The sequence below is a fragment of the Leucobacter celer subsp. astrifaciens genome (assembly GCF_001273835.1).
GTDB lineage: Bacteria > Actinomycetota > Actinomycetes > Actinomycetales > Microbacteriaceae > Leucobacter > Leucobacter celer.
Genome location: NZ_JHEI01000151.1, coordinates 63,281 through 80,521 on the forward strand (window position 1 = coordinate 63,281; position 17,241 = coordinate 80,521).

The 17,241-nt window shown below is 71.6% G+C and carries 10 protein-coding genes; 9 read left to right on the forward strand and 1 reads right to left on the reverse strand.

What is annotated here, in order from left to right; translation table 11 throughout:
• Positions 1-2: 2 nt before the first annotated feature.
• Genes AMS65_RS17760 through AMS65_RS17785 form a run of 6 tightly spaced genes read left to right on the forward strand, consistent with a single transcriptional unit; the run spans position 3 to position 9,072 of the window.
• Entirely contained in the window at positions 3-779 is a 777-nt protein-coding gene (locus AMS65_RS17760) for a 2,3-dihydro-2,3-dihydroxybenzoate dehydrogenase (RefSeq protein ID WP_053385509.1), read from the forward strand.
• Positions 776-1,858 carry an isochorismate synthase gene (locus AMS65_RS17765; RefSeq protein WP_053385510.1) on the forward strand — a complete coding sequence of 361 codons (1,083 nt, stop codon included), beginning with the start codon at positions 776-778 and terminating at the stop codon, positions 1,856-1,858. The genes AMS65_RS17760 and AMS65_RS17765 overlap by 4 nt, the downstream gene beginning before the upstream one ends.
• Positions 1,855-3,501 (forward strand): (2,3-dihydroxybenzoyl)adenylate synthase, encoded by a 1,647-nt coding sequence (locus tag AMS65_RS17770; protein WP_053385511.1) that lies wholly within the window; start codon positions 1,855-1,857, stop codon positions 3,499-3,501. Before AMS65_RS17765 ends, AMS65_RS17770 begins: the two co-directional genes overlap by 4 nt.
• Positions 3,498-4,487 carry an isochorismatase family protein gene (locus tag AMS65_RS18895; protein WP_075201083.1) on the forward strand — a complete coding sequence of 330 codons (990 nt, stop codon included), beginning with the start codon at positions 3,498-3,500 and terminating at the stop codon, positions 4,485-4,487. Before AMS65_RS17770 ends, AMS65_RS18895 begins: the two co-directional genes overlap by 4 nt.
• A 5-nt stretch (positions 4,488-4,492) precedes the next feature.
• A complete protein-coding gene (locus AMS65_RS17780) occupies positions 4,493-8,428 on the forward strand; it encodes a non-ribosomal peptide synthetase (RefSeq protein ID WP_053385512.1) in 3,936 nt (1,311 codons plus the stop codon).
• Positions 8,425-9,072 (forward strand): 4'-phosphopantetheinyl transferase family protein, encoded by a 648-nt coding sequence (locus AMS65_RS17785; RefSeq protein WP_053385513.1) that lies wholly within the window; start codon positions 8,425-8,427, stop codon positions 9,070-9,072. The genes AMS65_RS17780 and AMS65_RS17785 overlap by 4 nt, the downstream gene beginning before the upstream one ends.
• Here the strand turns inward: AMS65_RS17785 and AMS65_RS17790 are convergent.
• Positions 8,994-10,376: an enterochelin esterase domain-containing protein gene (locus AMS65_RS17790; protein ID WP_162231788.1), complete on the reverse strand. Its 1,383-nt coding sequence runs from the start codon at positions 10,374-10,376 to the stop codon at positions 8,994-8,996. The two genes, AMS65_RS17785 and AMS65_RS17790, sit on opposite strands and share 79 nt — an antisense overlap.
• Before the next feature lie 195 nt (positions 10,377-10,571).
• Between AMS65_RS17790 and AMS65_RS17795 the strand changes: the two genes are divergently transcribed.
• The 3 genes from AMS65_RS17795 to AMS65_RS17805 all read left to right on the forward strand — a co-directional run.
• Positions 10,572-11,654 carry an iron-siderophore ABC transporter substrate-binding protein gene (locus AMS65_RS17795; RefSeq protein WP_206542013.1) on the forward strand — a complete coding sequence of 361 codons (1,083 nt, stop codon included), beginning with the start codon at positions 10,572-10,574 and terminating at the stop codon, positions 11,652-11,654.
• On the forward strand, positions 11,651-16,444 hold the full coding sequence (locus AMS65_RS17800; protein ID WP_053385515.1) for an immunoglobulin domain-containing family protein: 4,794 nt from the start codon (positions 11,651-11,653) through the stop codon (positions 16,442-16,444). The genes AMS65_RS17795 and AMS65_RS17800 overlap by 4 nt, the downstream gene beginning before the upstream one ends.
• A gap of 31 nt (positions 16,445-16,475) precedes the next feature.
• On the forward strand, positions 16,476-17,241 hold a 766-nt coding region (locus tag AMS65_RS17805), incomplete at its 3' end, for a hypothetical protein (protein WP_157502428.1).

Genomic DNA, 17,241 nt, shown 5'->3' on the forward strand with positions numbered 1-17,241 from the left:
CGATGAATACCGAACTCGTGCCCCGCGCCATACTGGTCACCGGCGCCGCGTCCGGCATCGGGCGCGCTGTCGCATTCCAGCTGGCGGCGGCGGGGTGCGCGGTTGCGGCGCTCGATCGCGATGCCGAACGGCTCCGCCCCGTCGTCGACGAGCTCTCCTCAGCGGGGGCCGCCGAAGCGCTCGCCCTGCCCGTCGACGTCTCCGACGCCGCTGGGGTCGCGACTGCGATGGAGCACGCCGTCGACGCGCTTGGTCGCCTCGACGGACTCGTGTCGACGGCCGGCGTGCTCGAGCCGGGGAGCCTCGAGACCACGACTGCCGAGGCGTGGCAGCGGCACTTCGACGTCAACGTCACGGGTGTCTTCAACCTGCTGCAGCGAGGAGCGCCGCGACTGCGGGACGGCGGTTCGATCGTGGTGGTGAGCTCGAACGCCGCACGCGTGCCCCGCACCGGAATGCTCGCCTACTCGGCGTCGAAGGCGGCAGCTTCCGCGCTCGCGAGATGCGCGGGCCTCGAGCTCGCGGATCGCGGCATCCGCTGCAACGCCGTCGAGCCCGGATCGACCGATACTCCGATGCAGAGGACTCTGTGGCCCGATCCCGGACTCGGGGCGCGCCAGGCGATCGGCGGCGACCCCGTGTCCTATCGGGTGGGGATCCCGCTCGGCAGGATCGGCAGCCCCGACGACGTTGCCGGTCTCGTGAGCTTCTTGCTCTCGGACGCAGCGCGCCACATCACGATGCAGCGGATCACCGTAGATGGAGGGGCTTCGCTGTGAGCACGGCGCAGCGGGCGGTGCCGGTGCTCTTCGCAGGGGAGCGGACCGTGGCGGGAACCGTGGTGCGGACCTCGTTCGGGAACGGGGGCGAGTGGGCTTCGGCGCTCGTCGGCTCGCTTGCGGGAGATGAATGCGCGGTCGCAGCGATCCCCTTCGAGCCGGGCGGGCCCGCGGTGGCGCACACGGTGCGCGGCGAGCAACTGCCCGCGACGGAGTCCCTGCGCGGGTCGGGCGTGAGGCACGAGATCACGGAGCGCCCGACGTCTGAGGAGTACGCGGCGAACGTGCGCTTCGCGATCGACCGGATCGAGGCGGGTGCGCTGCAGAAGGTGGTGCTGGGGCGCGGCCTCGACGTCATCAGCACGCCCCCGCTGAGCCCCGCATCGGTGCTGCACGGGCTGCTGCGGGATCGCCCCGGGCGCTACGTCTTCGGCATGCCGCTCGTAGACGGCCCCGAGGCGCCGCAGCTGCTCGGCGCGAGTCCGGAGCTGCTGGTGCGTCGCCGCGGGAAAGAGCTGGTCAGTCTGCCGCTCGCCGGTTCCATCCCGCGGGCTGCCGACCTCGTCGAGGACCGGCAACGGGCCGAGGATCTGCAGCACTCGACGAAGGATCTCGCCGAGCACTCCTTCGTCGTGGACGAGATCGTGGAGGCGCTGTCGCGGGTCTGCCGCCGTATCGAGGCCGATCCCCGGCCTCGCCTCGTGTCGACCGATACGCTCCACCACCTGGGCACGCAGATCCGCGCCGAGCTCGCCGATCCCGATGCGACCGGATTGAGCGCGCTGCATCTGGCGCAGCTGCTGCAGCCGACCCCCGCCGTCGGCGGGGTGCCGCGCACGGCCGCGCTCGACGTGATCGCGCAGCTCGAGAGCGAGCGCGGTCCGCTCACGGGTGCGGTCGGCTGGGTGAACGGCGACGGCGACGGCGAGTTCGCGGTCACGATCCGTGCCGGCGTGCTCGACGGCGAGCGGCTGCGCCTCTACGCGGGGGCGGGGATCGTTGCCGGTTCCGACCCCGAATCGGAGCTGCGCGAGACCGGCGCGAAGCTCGCGACGATGCTGAAGGCGGTGGGCGTGTGAGGAGCCGGATCGCCGAGGTGCGCGGGTGGCCGGCCGAGTTCCGGCACCACTACCGGCGCCTGGGGTACTGGACGGACGAGACGTTCGCGGAGTTCATCGAGGATCGCACCGCTCGGTTCGCGAATCGGCAGGCCCTGGTGGGGCCCGACAGCGGCGGCGCCGAGCGCAGCTGGAGCTACGCCGAGCTGAGCGAGCGCGCGCTCGCGGCCGGGATGCGCTTCGCCGCGCTCGGGGTGCACCCGGGGGATCGTGTGGTGGTCGCGCTGCCGAACATCGTCGAGTACCTCGAAGCGGTGCTCGGCCTGTTCCGCATGGGCGCTGTGCCCGTCTTCGCGCTGCCGACGCACCGCGAGGTCGAGCTGGCGCAGTTCTGCGAGCTTGCGGATGCCGCTGCGCTCGTCGTGTCGGCCGGCGCCGACCGCGTCGACCACTCGGCGCTGTACGCCGCGGTGTGCGAGCGGCTGCGCCCGAGCTGCGTGGCGCCGCCGGTACTGGTCGACGTGAACGGATGGCGCGATGAGCCGGGGATTTCAGCGGGCGCCGCCGACGGCGCCCCGCTGCCCGCCGCGAACTCCGAGGACATCGCCTTCCTGCAGCTCTCGGGCGGCACCACGGGGGTGTCGAAGCTGATCCCGCGCACCCACGCCGACTACCTGTACTCGGTGCGGGCGAGCGCCGAGATCTGCGGGGTCGAAGAGTCGACGCGCATGCTGGTCGCGCTGCCGGCGGCGCACAACTTCCCGATGAGTTCGCCGGGGATCCTCGGGGTGCTGCATCGCGGCGGTACCGTGGTGCTGGCGGGTGATCCGAGCCCGAGAACGGCCTTCCGCCTGATCGCGGAGCACGGCGTGACCACCGCGGCGCTCGTGCCGCCGCTCGCGCAGGCCTGGATCGCGGCGGCGAAGCGCCGCAGCCCCGACCTCACGACGCTGCAGACCCTGCAGGTCGGCGGGGCGAGGCTGTCGGACGCCGTCGCGCCCGAGGTGCGCCGAGTGCTCGGAGCGCGGCTGCAGCAGGTCTTCGGCATGGCCGAAGGGCTGGTCAACTACACCCGCGACGACGACCCCGACGAGCTGGTGTTCACCACGCAGGGGCGTCCGATCAGCCTGCACGACGAGCTGCGCATCGTCGACGCCGAGGACCAGGAGGTGATAGACGGCGCGGAGGGCCGGCTGCTGGTGCGCGGGCCCTACACGATCCGCGGCTATTACCGTTCACCGCGGGCCGACGCCGAGTCGTTCACCGATGACGGCTTCTACCGCACGGGAGACCTGGTGCGCCGGCTGCCGAGCGGGCACCTCGTGGTCACCGGGCGCGACAAGGACCAGGTGAACCGCGGCGGCGAGAAGATCTCGATCGAGGAGCTCGAGGGCGTCGCGCTCGCGCACCCCGGGGTGCGCGACGCCGTGGTGATCGGGGTGCCCGACGCCTATCTGGGCGAGCGGGTCGTGCTCGTCGTGCAGGCGGAGCGACCCGGGGATCGGCCAGACCTCGTCGCGCACCTGCGGGCCGCCGGTCTGGCCTCGTACAAAATCCCGGACAGCGTGGTGTTCCTCGATGCTCTCCCGTCCACCCACGTCGGAAAGAACAGCCGCCGAGAGCTGCGCCGCGTGCTCTCGCAGAGCCTGAAGGAACCAGCATGACGCTTCCCGCCATGATCGACTACGAGCCACCGACCGCGCAGCTGCCGCCGAGCCGCGCGGACTGGCGGCTCGAGGCGGGCCGCGCCGCAGTGCTCGTCCACGATCTGCAACGCTACTTCGTGCGCCCGTACGCCGAGGACTGCGAGGCGCTGCGCTCGGCGATCGCGGCGACGGCCGGGCTCGTCGCCGCAGCGCGCGAGGTCGGAGCACCCGTGTTCTACACGGCCCAGCGGGGCGACCAGGATCCCCGGGAGCGCGGGCTGCAACAGGATCTCTGGGGTCCCGGCATGCGAGCGATCCCGGAGCATATCGAGATCCTCGCCGAGGTCGCGCCGCAACCCGGCGACGTGGTGCTGACGAAGCACCGCTACAGTGCGTTCGCGCGGAGCGACCTGGCCGAGCGGCTCGCCGCGGCCGGCCGCGACCAGCTCATCATCACCGGCGTCTACGCCCATATCGGCATCACCGCGACCGCCCTCGAGGCGTTCCAGCGCGAGGTCCAGCCGTTCGTGGTGGCCGACGGCGTCGCGGATTTCGGCGAGGAGCAGCACCGGAACGCGCTCGCCCAGATCGCCGGATGCTGCGGTGCGGTGGTGCTGGCCGCCGAGGTGCTGGCCGGTCTGCGCGCCGTGGCGGCGACCGAGCGACCAGAGGCCGCCCCGCTGATCGAGCGACCGGAGACTGCTCCGCCGATTGAGCGACCGGAGGGAGTCGAAATCGGTCCTCCTGCTGCGGCGCCGGCGGATCCGAATCGCAGCGACCGGCTGATCCGCGCCGCCATGCACGGGCTCATCGACGAGCCGCAGCTCGAGGCGGCGTTCGCGGCACCCGACGCCGACCTCTTCGAGCTCGGGCTCGACTCCCTGCGGGCCTTCGAGTTCCTCGACGTGCTCGCGGACGACGGCATCGACATCGACTTCGGCGAGTTCGTGCGCACGCCGACGCTGAACTGGCTGCGCAGGCAGACCGTCGTGGAAGCGGGCTGAGAGCGGTGCCGGGCACGGCATCCGAGTGGCTGCCGCTCACCCCGGCGCAGCAGGGCCTGTTCTTCGCACAGCAGCTCGACCCGGGAAGCCCGGCATACACGACCGCGGAGGTCGTCGAGCTGCAGGGAGAGCTCGACGAACGGCGGCTGGAAGCCGCGATCCGGCTGGCGTACGAGGAATTCGAGCAGCTGAGGACCGAGTTCCGGCTGACGTCGGACGGGCCCCGGCAGCGAGTGCGGGAGACGACGGCCGTGCGTTTCGAACTCGCGGAGGCGGACACCCCCGAGACGGCGAATGCGCTGATCGAGGCCGCCATCGAACGGCCGCTCGACCTGCTCAGAGGCGAAACGACGCGCACGGGCTTGATCAGACTGCCGGAGGAGCGCACGTGGTGGTGGCACGCCGCGCACCACGTCGTCTGCGACGGCTACGCCGCACAGCAGCTGCTGCGCCGCGTCGCCGAGTACTTCGCGGGCGGCGGCGACGCCGAAACGGGTGCAGGGATCCCGCTCGCCGCGCTTGTCGCGGAGGATCACCGGGCCCCCGGATCCGAGGCGTTCTGGGACGAGCGGCTGGCGCGCATGTCCGGGCCCGCATCGCTTGCGGGCCGCACGCTGCAGCCGGCGCCGCGGGCGATCCGCTGCGGGATCGACCTCGACGAGGACCTGCAGCGCCTCATCGTCGGCGGGGCCCGTGCGCTGCGCAGCAGTTGGACCGACCTCGTGATCGCGGCCGCGGGTAGCTACGTCGCGAGGTATGCGGGCGCCGACGCCGGGCGGATCGGCCTGCCGCTCATGAATCGCGCCCTGTCGCGGGTCGGCAGCCTGCTCAGTGCGCGAACGGTGTGCACTGCGATGAACGTGCTGCCCGCCGTGATCCCGAGCACCGGGACCGTGCGCGAAGTGCTCGCCGTCACCCGCGCCGAGCAGCAGGCGCTGCGGGAGCACCCCTTCGAGCGCCAGGAGTGGCTGTCCCGCCGCCTGGCGCGCCGCGCGAGCGCCGATCTCTTCGGCATGCAGGTTAACCTGATCCCGCTCGAGTTGGAGCTGGTCGTCGGCACGGCGGCGGGTACCGTGCGCAACATCACGGCCGGCCCGGTCGAGGATCTGACGCTCACGGTGCGCGGCACTCCCGGGCGGGGCCGGCGCGTGCGGCTCGAGCTCGACGCCCACCCCGGCCTGTACGACGCGGCGGCACTCGACCTGCACCTCGCGCGGCTGCGGCACTGGATCATGGTCTGGGCGACGGCGGAGGGAACCGCATCCGTCGCCGAGTTCGAACTGCTGCCCGGCGAGGAACGAGCGCGCGCGACGAGCGGCTCCGACGGAGCACGGGTCGATCGGCTGCCGCTCTCGCTGGGGCGGCGCTTCCTCGACCAGGCCCTGCGCACGCCGGACGCCGTCGCGCTGCGCAGCGGCGGGGCGAGCCGCAGCTATGCCGAGCTGCTGGCGGGCGCCAGGAGGATCGCCTGCGGGCTGCGCGCGAAGGGTGTCGGACCCGGCGACGTGGTGGGAATCCGGTTGCCGCGAGGCTTCGAGCTGTTCGAGGCGGTGTACGCCGTGGCGCTGCTGGGCGCGGTGTACCTGCCGGTCGACCCCGAGCTGCCCGGATCCCGGATCGAGATGATGATCGAGGATGCCTCGGCTGTGACCGTGGTCGACGAGACCGAATCGCTGCGCGCCGCTGGTTCCTGGCTCGGCGACCCGCCGGACGACGTCGATGCCCCCGCCTACCTCATCTTCACATCGGGCTCGACCGGGCGCCCCAAAGGGGTACTCGTCTCGCACCGGGCCATCGACAACCGGCTCGCCTGGATGCAGCACCGCTTCGCGCTCGCGCTCGGTGAGCGCGTGCTGCACAAGACGCCGATCTCGTTCGACGTGTCGATCTGGGAGCTGTTCTGGCCGCTGCAGGTCGGGGGCACCGTCGTGATCGCGGCCCCGGGAGAGCACCGGGATCCGCGCGCCCTGGCCCGCACGATCGCCGCCGAGCGCATAGCGGTGCTGCACTTCGTGCCGTCGATGCTGCGGGCCTTCCTCGCGGACGCCCCCAGCCGGGAGATCGTCGGCGCTCCGAGCTCCGGGGTCGCCGCCGCGGGCGGGCGCTGCTCCGTGCGGGCCGTCGTCACGAGCGGTGAGGCGCTCACCGCCGACCTCGTGCGCGGCGCCCTGGAGTGCTTCGGAGCGCACCCGACGAACCTGTACGGTCCGACCGAGGCCGCGGTCGACGTGACCGCCTGGGAGTGCGGCGAGGCCGACACGGCGAACGGAGCGAGCGTGCCCATCGGCCGGCCGGTCTGGAACACCTCGTGCCTGGTGCTGGACGCTCGGATGCGTCCCGTGCCGATCGGCGCGGTGGGGGAGCTGTGGCTGGGAGGTGAGCAGCTCGCCATCGGCTACGTCGGGCGACCCGAGCTGACGGCCGAGCGCTTCGTGGAGACCCCGTGGGGGCGCCTCTACCGCACGGGCGATCTCGCGAGCCGCAGGCCGGACGGCGCGCTGCTCTACTACGGGCGCACAGATGACCAGGTGAAGGTGCGCGGCCAGCGCGTCGAGCTCGGCGAGATCGAGGGGGTGCTCAGCGGGGTCGCCGGCGTGCGGGGGCTCGTCGCCGGGCTCGCGGGAGACCGGCTCGTCGTGTGGTTCGCCCCGCAGGCGGGGCCGGCCGACCGCGTCGAGGAGGAACTGCGCCGGGCTGCGGAGACCAGGCTCCCGGCGTCCTTCGTGCCGAGCCGGTGGATCCCGGTGCCCGGGATTCCGCTCGGCAGCAGCGGCAAAGCCGATCGCAGGCGGCTGCTCGCGGAGTGGCCGCCCGCCGCGGTGGCCGAGGAGGGCGAGGCTCCGAGGGATCTCCTGGAGGAGCGGACCGCGGGGATCCTCGCGGAGGTGCTCGAGCTGCCGGCAGTGCCGGTCGACGCGAGCTTCTTCGACCTGGGCGGCGACTCCCTCTCGGCTCTGCGACTGCTCGGCCGGCTGGAGCAGGAACTCGGGCGCGAGCTGGGTCTCGCGGAGGTCTTCGCGCACCCGACCGCCGCTGGTCTCGCCGCGCGCCTCGTCGACGGCGGCGATCGCTCCGACGGCGCGACCGACCTCGCCGAGGTGCTCACGCTGCGCGCGGGGGACGGGGCGATCCCACCCCTGTTCCTGCTGCCGCCCGCGGGCGGGCTGGGGTGGTGCTACACGAGTCTGCTCGCGGGGCTGTCGCGCTCGCAGCCGGTGCACGTGATCCAGGCGCCCGGGCTCGGCCGGGGTGCGCCCGAACCGGTGGCCGACATGACCGCGCTCGCCGCCCGCCAGCTGGCCGCGATACGCGGGGTGGTCGGCGACGGCGCGTTCCACGTCGCCGGGTGGTCGCTGGGCGGCATGGCCGCGCACGCGGTCGCGGCGCTGGCCCGGAGCGAAGAGCAGTGTGTGGGAGCGGTGGTGCTGCTCGACGCCTACCCCGCCGAGCAGTGGCAGCATCTCGCGGAGCCGACCGAGGCGGAGGCGCTCGTCGGGGTGCTGCGGCTGGGCGGGTTGGACGCAACCGACCCGCTTGAAGCGGCGCGGCTGGATCGCGACGCGGTCGTGGAACGTCTGCGGCGCTCGGGGAGCGCGCTCGCCGCGCTGCCGCCCGCGCTGCTGAGCGGCTGCGTCGAGAGTGTGATCGAAGCGACGAGGATCGTGCGCACCGCGCCCCCGACCCGGCTCGTCGGGGGGCTCACGGTGATCACCGCCGCAGCGCCGAGACCCGAGACGCACCTCGACGCGGACGGGTGGCGGGCCCACGTCGCCGGTGAGGTGCGCATCGAGCCCATAGCGGCCTCGCACGCGGAACTCGTGCGACGGCCGACGGCCGACCGTGTCGCCGGGGTGATCGCCGGGGCGATCGCCGAGGCGCGGATGTCGGACTCCGGGCCTCTTCGCGCCACGATGCGTGGCGCTCGAGAGGCGGTCGCGTGACCGTCGTGCGCTTCGCCGAGGTGCCCGATGCTCCGGGGTGCGGCGACGGGCCCGCGCCGCGCTGGATGACCGCGCCGGAGGCCGCGCGCCGGAGCCGTATCGTGCACGCGGCCGATCGCGCGGCCTACGACGCCGCGCACCTGCTCGTGCGCGAGTGCGCGGGTGAACTGCTCGGGTGCGAGGCACAGGGGCTCGCGTTGGCACAGCTCTGCCCGACTTGCGGCAGCGAGGCCCACGGCATGCCGCGGATGATCGGTTCTCCGGTGCATGTGAGCCTCAGCCACACGAGGGGGTACGTCGCGGCTATCGCGTCGTGGTCCCGCTGCGGCATCGACGTCGAGCGCGCCGGCGCGCCGGTGATCCGCCGCGCACTCGGCGACGACGAGGCGCGGTGGGTGGCGGCGCAGCGCGCGCCGGGCGACGCCTTCGTGATGCTGTGGACCCGCAAGGAGGCCCTCGTCAAGGCCGGTCTGGGCGCACTCGAGCGCGTCCATCTGCTCAACGCGCTGCGCCCGGTGGCGGGCGCGCGGATCGGCGACTGGCGTGGCGGGAGCGACGGCGCGGTCTACGGGTCCTGGTGCGTGCTGGACGAGCGGCTGAGCGCCGCGAGCGCCTCCGGGAGCGCCCCGCGCCACCACGCGTAGTCGTGCCCGCCCGCGTACTCGACGCGTTCCGCATCGAGCCCGGCGGCGCGCATGCGGCGGTGCAGCTCGCGGTGCGGTTCGAGCAGCATCCACTCGTGGGTGCCCACTTCCAGGCGGAAGCGCGTATCGGCCCCATGCGGCCTCTCCGGAGGGTGCTCGAGGGAGTGCCCGCCCAGCCAGAGCGAGGCCGACTGGGAGAGGACCATCCCGAAGGCATCTGGTCGTTCGAGTCCGCAGCGCAGCGCGACGACCCCGCCGAGGCTCTGACCGGCCACCCCGCAGAGCCGCGGGGGCACCGGTGCGTCGAGGAGTCGGCGTGCCCACGGGAGATATCGATCGGCGAGTTCGTCGACGAAGACGGAATCGGCCCCCAGCGTGTCCCAGCGACGCTCGACCCCGCCGGAGTCGATGAGGACCGCGCTGATGGGCGGGGCCCCGCCCGCCCGGATCATGTCGGCGAGCGTCCCACCGAGATCGAACTGCTCGGCCCAGACCTCGCCGTCGAGAATCATCCACAGGGGTCGCGGCCCCGTGCCGTGGTCGAACGTCCAGCAGCGGCGGCCATCGGGGCCGGTGGCCGAGTGCAGCGCGGCCGGACCCTCGGTGCCGCGAGCAGGCGGGCGGAGCCAGCGCTGCGGCGGGGCGGCGGGGCCCTCGGCAACGGAGAGCGTGTGGCCGGAGCGGTTGGGGCAGCGCAAGGGGTTGCGGGGGTCGGGGTGCGCGAGCTGGAAGAGTGCGCGCAGTGTGATCGGGGCACGGGCTTCAGTCTGGGGGGTCGAGCCCGGACGGGACGCCGGGTCGGCCGGTGCGGGCCGGGGATCGCGCCACGGTGCGGGGCCGGGGCCCGTGTGCACCAGGAACCCGTACGAACCGCGCCACTCCGGCTCGAGCGCGTAGGAGAGGTACCAGATGTCGGTGCCGGTCACCCTCTCCAATTCGGAGTGGGCGAGGTCGGTGCCGTCCGTGAGCCGGTTCACGAGCAGCAGGATGTCTCGGGCGCTCGGCGAGCGGTACAGGAAGGTGAGGACCGGCCGACCCGCCGCATCCTGTTCGAGCAGCGGCGAACGTGCGCCCGGGCCGGACCAGAACTCCTCGACTGCGGGATCGATCTCGGCGTCTTCGGCGAGCGGGTCCGCCTCGGGGTGCGTCGCGTGGATGCGCGTCTCGAGCTCGCCGAGCAACGGGCTCGCGCAGCGCGGGGCCGGAGCGGGTCGGGGGATGCGCGGCGGGCGACGAGCGCCTCCCGACCCCGGGCCGGCAGAGCGGGGCAGCTTGTCCTCCGGCTGTGTCGGTGTTTCGCCCATCGGCTCCCTCATTCATGCCGGCACGTTCCCAGCCTGCGTTGAACATCAGATGTATGTATGTATATCCTTATTCTGACCTGATGTGAGAGAGAAGTCGATTTCTCCACTGTTTCGACGGTCGTCCTGCGCGAGGAATTGAGTCGCGGGACAGTGCCCGTCGGCGGGTTTCCGAGCGTGAAGAACGAGGTGTCCGGTATGCGATTCAGCGCCCGTGGACGACTGGGGGCGATCGCACTCCTGGCGGCACTGATCCTGAGCGGCTGCGCTGCCTCTGACCCGTCGTCGTCCGGTGCGGCGACGGACGACGACAGCCCCACGGCTTACGGACTGGCCGTCGGCGAAGAGGGCCTTGCAGACGGTGTGCCGGGCCTCGCGGACGGCACCCCCATCCGTGTGATCGAGGACGTCAAGCACGAGGCGGTGGCCGTACCCGTCGAGCCGCAGCGGGTCGTGACGCTCAGCGAACCGACGCTCGACGGGGCGCTGGCGCTCGGGGCCACCCCGGTGGGCTCGGTCAACGGGCGGGGCCAGACCACGATGCCCAACTATCTGCTCGACCGCGCCGAGGGCGTCCCCGCCGTCGGCTCGGTCGCCCAGTTCAACTTCGAGGCCATCGCCGAGCTGAAGCCCGACTTGATCCTCACCTATGCCTCCGGCGGCAACAACCCGGAGTCGGTGGCGATCATGGAGCGAATCGCGCCCGTCTACTTCGTCGGCTACGCGGGTGCCGAATGGAAGACGACCTTCCGCAACGTCGCGAACGCGCTGAACCTGCAGGAGGACGCGGAACGGATCCTCACCGACTTCGACGAGCACGCCGCAGAGATCAAGAGCAGGCTCTACGACGCCGGATACGAGGACGCGACGTTCTCGATCGTGCGCTGGCAGGGCTCGAACGCCTCCCTCATCCTGAAGGAGCTGCCGCCGGGCATGGCGCTCGAGGCGATCGGCCTGGCTCGCCCGCCGGCCCAGGACACAGAAGGGCGCGGGCACTCCGAACCGATCTCGCTCGAGAATCTCGACGACGCCGACGCCGACTACATGTTCTTCGGAACGCTCGGCGGTTCGAGCGTCGGCAACCCGGTCGCGGGAGGCACCGCCGATGTCTCCGGTGCAGAGCTGGCCTACGCGGAGGCCCAAGGCGTACCGGGCTTCACCCAGCTGAAGGCCTATCGCGACGGGAATGTGATCCTCGTCGACGGCTCGCTCTGGACCTCCACCGGGGGGCCGCTGCTGATGCGCGGGATCATCGACGCGGTCGAGGAGGCGCTGCTGTGAACGCCCGGCGTCTGATCGGCGCGAAGCCGTTGCTCACCGCACTGCTCGTCTTCGGTCTGGCCGTTGGCACGGTTCCCGCGGCCGCGTACGCGAACGATGATCCCGCGGCGGCGGAAGGTACCACGGCACAGGTCGTCGCCGAGGAGTCGTCGGAGACCGGCGACGCCGTCTCAGGGGAGGCCGAGAGCGGATCCGAGACCGGGCACTCCCCGGAGCCCGATTCGGTGCCCGAGCCCGCGCCAGTGGTCACGGCGCAGCCCGAGGACCTTGAGGTCGTGGTGGGGGCTGAGGCGGTGTTCGAGATCGGTGCAGGCAACGTCACCGCCTACCACTGGGAGCGGCTCGGCGAAGACGGCGATCCCGCGGACGAGCGTGCCTGGACCGAGCTCGATGCGAACGAGCAGCCGAGCGCCATCACCGAGCGCCTGGTCTTCACCGCCGAACCGGGTCATGCCGGCAGCTATCGTGTGCGGCTCACCGGGTCGGGCGGGGAGACCGTGTACTCGGTTCCGGTCGGGCTCGCAGTGGTCGACCCGCAGGCCGATGCCGACGCAGAGACGGCCCGAGAGACCGATGCCGACGCGGTCGACCCCGATGAGATCGCAGAAACCCGGGACGCGCTCGTCGCGCCGCGGTCGGCCGAACTGCTCGCCGCGGCCGCGGATCTCGTAGTGACCGCCCATCCCCAGCCCGTCAGTGCGGCTCAGGGCGCGAACGTGAGGCTTTCCGCGCAGGTGAGCGGTGGCGTCGACCCGGTCACCGTGCAATGGCAGCGCAGCACGGCTCTGAGCGCATCCGCTGCTCCGACGGGCTGGACCGATAACGGCCTCGACCGCGCCACGAGTCCGACCTTCACCTTCAACGCGGGCACCAGCCCCCACCAGAACAACCGCTGGTACCGGGCCGTCTTCACCGACGGCGACGGGGCGCAGGTGATCACGGATGCGGTCAAGCTCACGATCCTGCCTGCTCCCGTGGTGACGTCCCAGCCGGTCGGCAGCACGGTGCATCTGGGCGAGGCGGCCACCTTCTCCGCGACGGCCTCGGGCGATGAGGTCACCGTGCAGTGGCAGCGCACCACCGCAGCGCAGCCGAACGGCGAAGCCGATGACAGCACCTGGAGCGATGTGCCCGATGCGACATCGGGCACCCTGACCGTCTCCGAGACCACGGCCTCGTCTCACGGCGCCTTCTACCGCGCCGTATTCACCAACGCGGCGGGCGCGACCGAGACCCGCGCAGCGCAGCTGCTGCTCTTCGAGAGGCTCGACACGAACAACGCCGTCACCGTCTCGGGGGAGTCGTACGGCATCTCCCCGGGCAACCCGTTCTCGGTGTCGGCGCCGAACGCGGTGGTGCGGGGAGAGTCCATCGTGATCGAGGGCTTCGACTACCTGCACGTCGACGGGCAGCAGGGCTCGGTGGCGAATTTCCTGATGGATGCTGCGTACTCCGGAGATCCGCTGACGCTGAACACCACGCGCACGGTGATCAACCCGGCGACCGGCGCTGAGTACGCCGACAAGCGGGGCCACAATGTCGCCCAGGCGGGCGGGGCGGGCAACACGGGGAAGCAGAATGTGCTCACGGCGGCCGGCGACACGGTGCTGCGGGAGTACTCCGGATGGGCCGATGGATACTTCCGCGTGGAGATCCCCTGGCCCACGCCCGAGAACACAGTTCAGGATCAGGCATTCTTCGATGAGCACTGGGGGGCCGGCTCTCAGCACACGGTGCGGATCCTGACGGGGTCGCTGCTCTCCGGAGACAATCAGCGCGGGATCACGGTACGCTTCACGGTCGTCGATGAGCCGACGGGTGCGGCGACTGCGCCCGAGATCGCCGAGCAGCCCGAGGACGCGAGCGTCGTCGCCGGAGAGCAGGCCGTGTTCGTCGCGTCGGCGTCCGGTACGCCGCTCCCCGAGGTGCGGTGGCAGTCGCTGACGCAAGGCGGCGCCTGGAACGACATCCCGGGCGCGCGCGATGGCGAACTCGTGGTGAGCGACACCACGACCGCCATGTCAGGTACCCGGTATCGCGCGGTGTTCTCCAACTCCGCGGGACAGGTGATCACAGACACCGCCACGCTGACGGTGGCGCCCAGCGCGGTCGGCGTGAAGACCCACCCGGTCTCGCAGGGCGTCGAAGCCGGCGAGCGGGCGCGCTTCACCGCGGAGGCCACCGGCGCCGAGGTCGTCACGCGCTGGGAGCGCAGCAGCGACGGTGAGGAATGGGAGACGATCCGGGGTGCGAATGATGTCGTGCTGGCGATCGAGGGCGTCACCGCCGCCGACGCCGCGTGGCGATACCGAGCGCGATTCAGCAACCCGGGCAACCCGGACGGGGTGGTCACGGAGTCGGCGACGCTGACCGTGATCCCCCGCGAGAACGTGCGCGAATACTGCGGGGAGTCGTACGGGCCGGCAGGGTACGAGGGAGCCCGCTTCTGCTTCTCCGGGCCCGAGAAAGTCGTGGTGGGCGAAGACATCGTGATCCAGGGCACCGGCGGCTATCGCGCAACGGATGGGCGCACCGGGTCCGTGATCAACTTCTTCCTCGATGCGCTCTACTCCGGTGATCCGAACACCGTCTACGTGAAGCAGCCGGTCGAGCATCCGGTCACCGGAAACCCGGTCGACGACCGTCGCACGCACGCGATGGTGCAGGCGAAGGCCGACGGTACTTGGACTGCGACGATCCCGTGGCCCACCGTGCAGACCGTGTCGAGCACCCAAGACGGGCGGGGCAGCTTCTCCGAGCAGCGGCTCGCCCAGCGCTTCGCGCCCGGCACCACCCACGCGATCCGGATGCTCTCGGGTTCGCTGCTCAGCAAGCCGACCGACGTGCAGCGCGGAGCGACCCTGTTCTTCACCGTGGTCGAGCGGCTGAGCGACCCCATCGAGGTCCAGAAGCCGATCTACCCGCACGAGACGTACGCGGCGCCGGGAGCAGGTGATGATGCGTTCGCGTGGGTGCCGACCACCGCGGATTCGGGCGCCAGTTTCCCGCTCACGGGCACGGGATGGCTGACGAAGGACGGCAGAGCCGGGTCGGTCATCGACATCAGGCTGCAAGACGAGAACGGGGCCTACTACCGCCACAGCGGCACGAGCAGCGACGCGAACCCGGTTTCCGCCGATTCGACCGTGTGGCAGCGGGTGCACGTGCGCGAGAGCGGCGTGCTCTCCACCCGGATCGAGCTGCCTGCGGGGGTGAGGGCGGGGAGCTACGTTTCGGTGCGGCTGACGACGCACGACGACGGGAGTGCGCTCGGCGACACGAAGCGCGACTGGACGTCCCAGCCCGTCACCATCGACGGTCTTCCGTACTCTCCGCCGGTCTCGGAAGGGTGCACGGCCGCGCCCTCCGAGGCCGCATACCAGCTTGCTCCCGGCGTGAAGGTGCCGGCAGCGAAGATCGGCGGCACCATCCGGCTCACCGGCGAGAAGTGGTGCAACTCCGTGACAGGCAAGGGATCCTACATCGCCATCAAGATCAACGACGGAGCCTACTCTCACAAGGGCAGCGGTATCGCGAAGACGTTCAATGCCAAGGCGGGCAAGGAGATCGGAGCTTGCGAGGCGAGCATCTGCGCCAGCAACAAGACGATCTGGTACGTGATCGAAGCGGATGACGACGGCAGCTTCGACGTGAACGTTCCGATACCGACGCGCAGCAACACCAACCCGGGATTCTCCGAGGGATCGTATACGCTGCGGATCATGACGGGCACGCTCGCCGGGGATCCGTTCTACGGTGGGAAGAGAGAGGCCTCGCGCACGCTGCAGAGCCCGGAGTTCACGGTGGTCTGCGAGACCTGCGACACCACGAACGCGAAGCCGGGCAAGCCGACCGCGCCGCCGAAGCCGCTGCATGCGGGGCAGGATCTCACCGCGGGAACCCGCGGCGGGGTGCAGCTGGAGCAGCAGGCCGAGCGGTGGGTCGTGACGGTTCCGAAAGGTCGTCCCGGAGACTGGGTGTATGTGAACGTCTACGACGGCACGAGCCCCCGCTTCCCCTGGAAGACCGAGTGGTTCGAGCTCGACGCGAAGCGCCGAGCGGTGCTGCCTCTCGCAGGGGTGCGGTTGCCGGTCGGCACGAACAAGCTCTCGGTGCAGGATCGCACCGGCGGGCTGCTCGGGTGGACCCGTGCGACGGTCGCGGAGCCCGAGAAACCGGTGACGAATCCTGGCGGTGCGACGAACAGCGCCCGGACCGTGCTGCCGGGCGTGCGTTTCGCGACGAGCGCCGTGCAGGCGAGCACGCCGAAGCCCGGCGGGGTGCCGGAGCGCCCCGTCGCGGCCTACGAGGATCTCGTGCGCGCGAACGCCGGCGATCTGGTCGCCCTGGAGCGTGATGGCGGACTCGAGGTGTCGTTCCCCGAATCCTTGCAGGGGAAATGGGTGTTCCTCTTTCTCTACACCGAGGACGGCCGGGTCGTCCCCGTCGACTGGGTGCGCGTGGGCAGTGACGGCACGGTGCAGCTCGACATCGAGCAGCTGCCGAGCGGCCGGAGCAAACTCGCCTTCGTGGGCGAGGACGGCGAGTTGATCGGCTGGGTGGCCGCGGACGGCGGGGAGACGGGTGAGTCCGGCAGCTCCGGCGCCGCGGGGGTGCCGGCGGTCACCGGTCCGGCTGCGGTCCTGGGGGTCGCCGCGCTCGCGGACGACTGGACGCTGGTGTTCGTCGGACTGGCGTTGCTCGTGCTCGCGGGATCGGCGACCGCGGTGATCATGCTGCGCAGCCCGCAGCGAACGGCCCCGGCGCAGGCATCGGCGCAGCCGAGCTGAGCGGACCGGGCAGAAATTGAGGAAGGCAGAAGTGACGAAGCGACAGCGCACGTCTCGTGCGATCACGGGAATCGGAACCGCCGGACGGTTCTCGGCCGCCGTATTGGCTGCGGCAGGCCTCCTGCTCGGGCTCTCATTCGGAGGAGCGGCCCAGGCGCTGCCGCCCGACGGGCCCGGCCCGGAGACCCCGGGAACCAGTTCTCGAGTGTGGCCATCCGAGGTGGCTGTGGGAGACCTGCTCTACTTCGAGGTCTCCGGCTACCCGGCCAACGAGACCGTCTACATCAAGATCGATGACGGCATGGCCTGCAGCGACACCTCGCACGGTGCCTGCGTCTACGCTACCCAAGCGCTCGATGCGAACGGCTACGCGACGGGTTCGATCGTGGTGCCCGATCTGCCGCAGGGCGCGCACTGGCTGCGCATGCTCGCCACGGGCGACGTGTTCGACTCCCAGACCGGTGAGAAGCTCGGCTACGAGGGCTACACCCGCCGGGGCGGCAACGACTTCACGGTGATCCCGGGCGGAGCGAGTGGTGGCGGTGCCGGCGGCACCGGCGGTGGAGCCGGGGCGCAAACCGGCGGCGGCGCCGGGACGGGGGGCTCCGACGCGGGGGGGGCGGAGGGCGCCCCGGGCGGGAGCGGGGGACTGGAACTCGGCGGGGGCGATGAGGGGGTTGCGACGAGCATGGGACAGGGCACGAGGAAAAACGATGAGGGGGGGGGCGGGGATGAGACCCAACCCTGCGAAGCGGACGCAGCCACCGCGGGGGACCCCCGGTGCACCCCCACGGGGG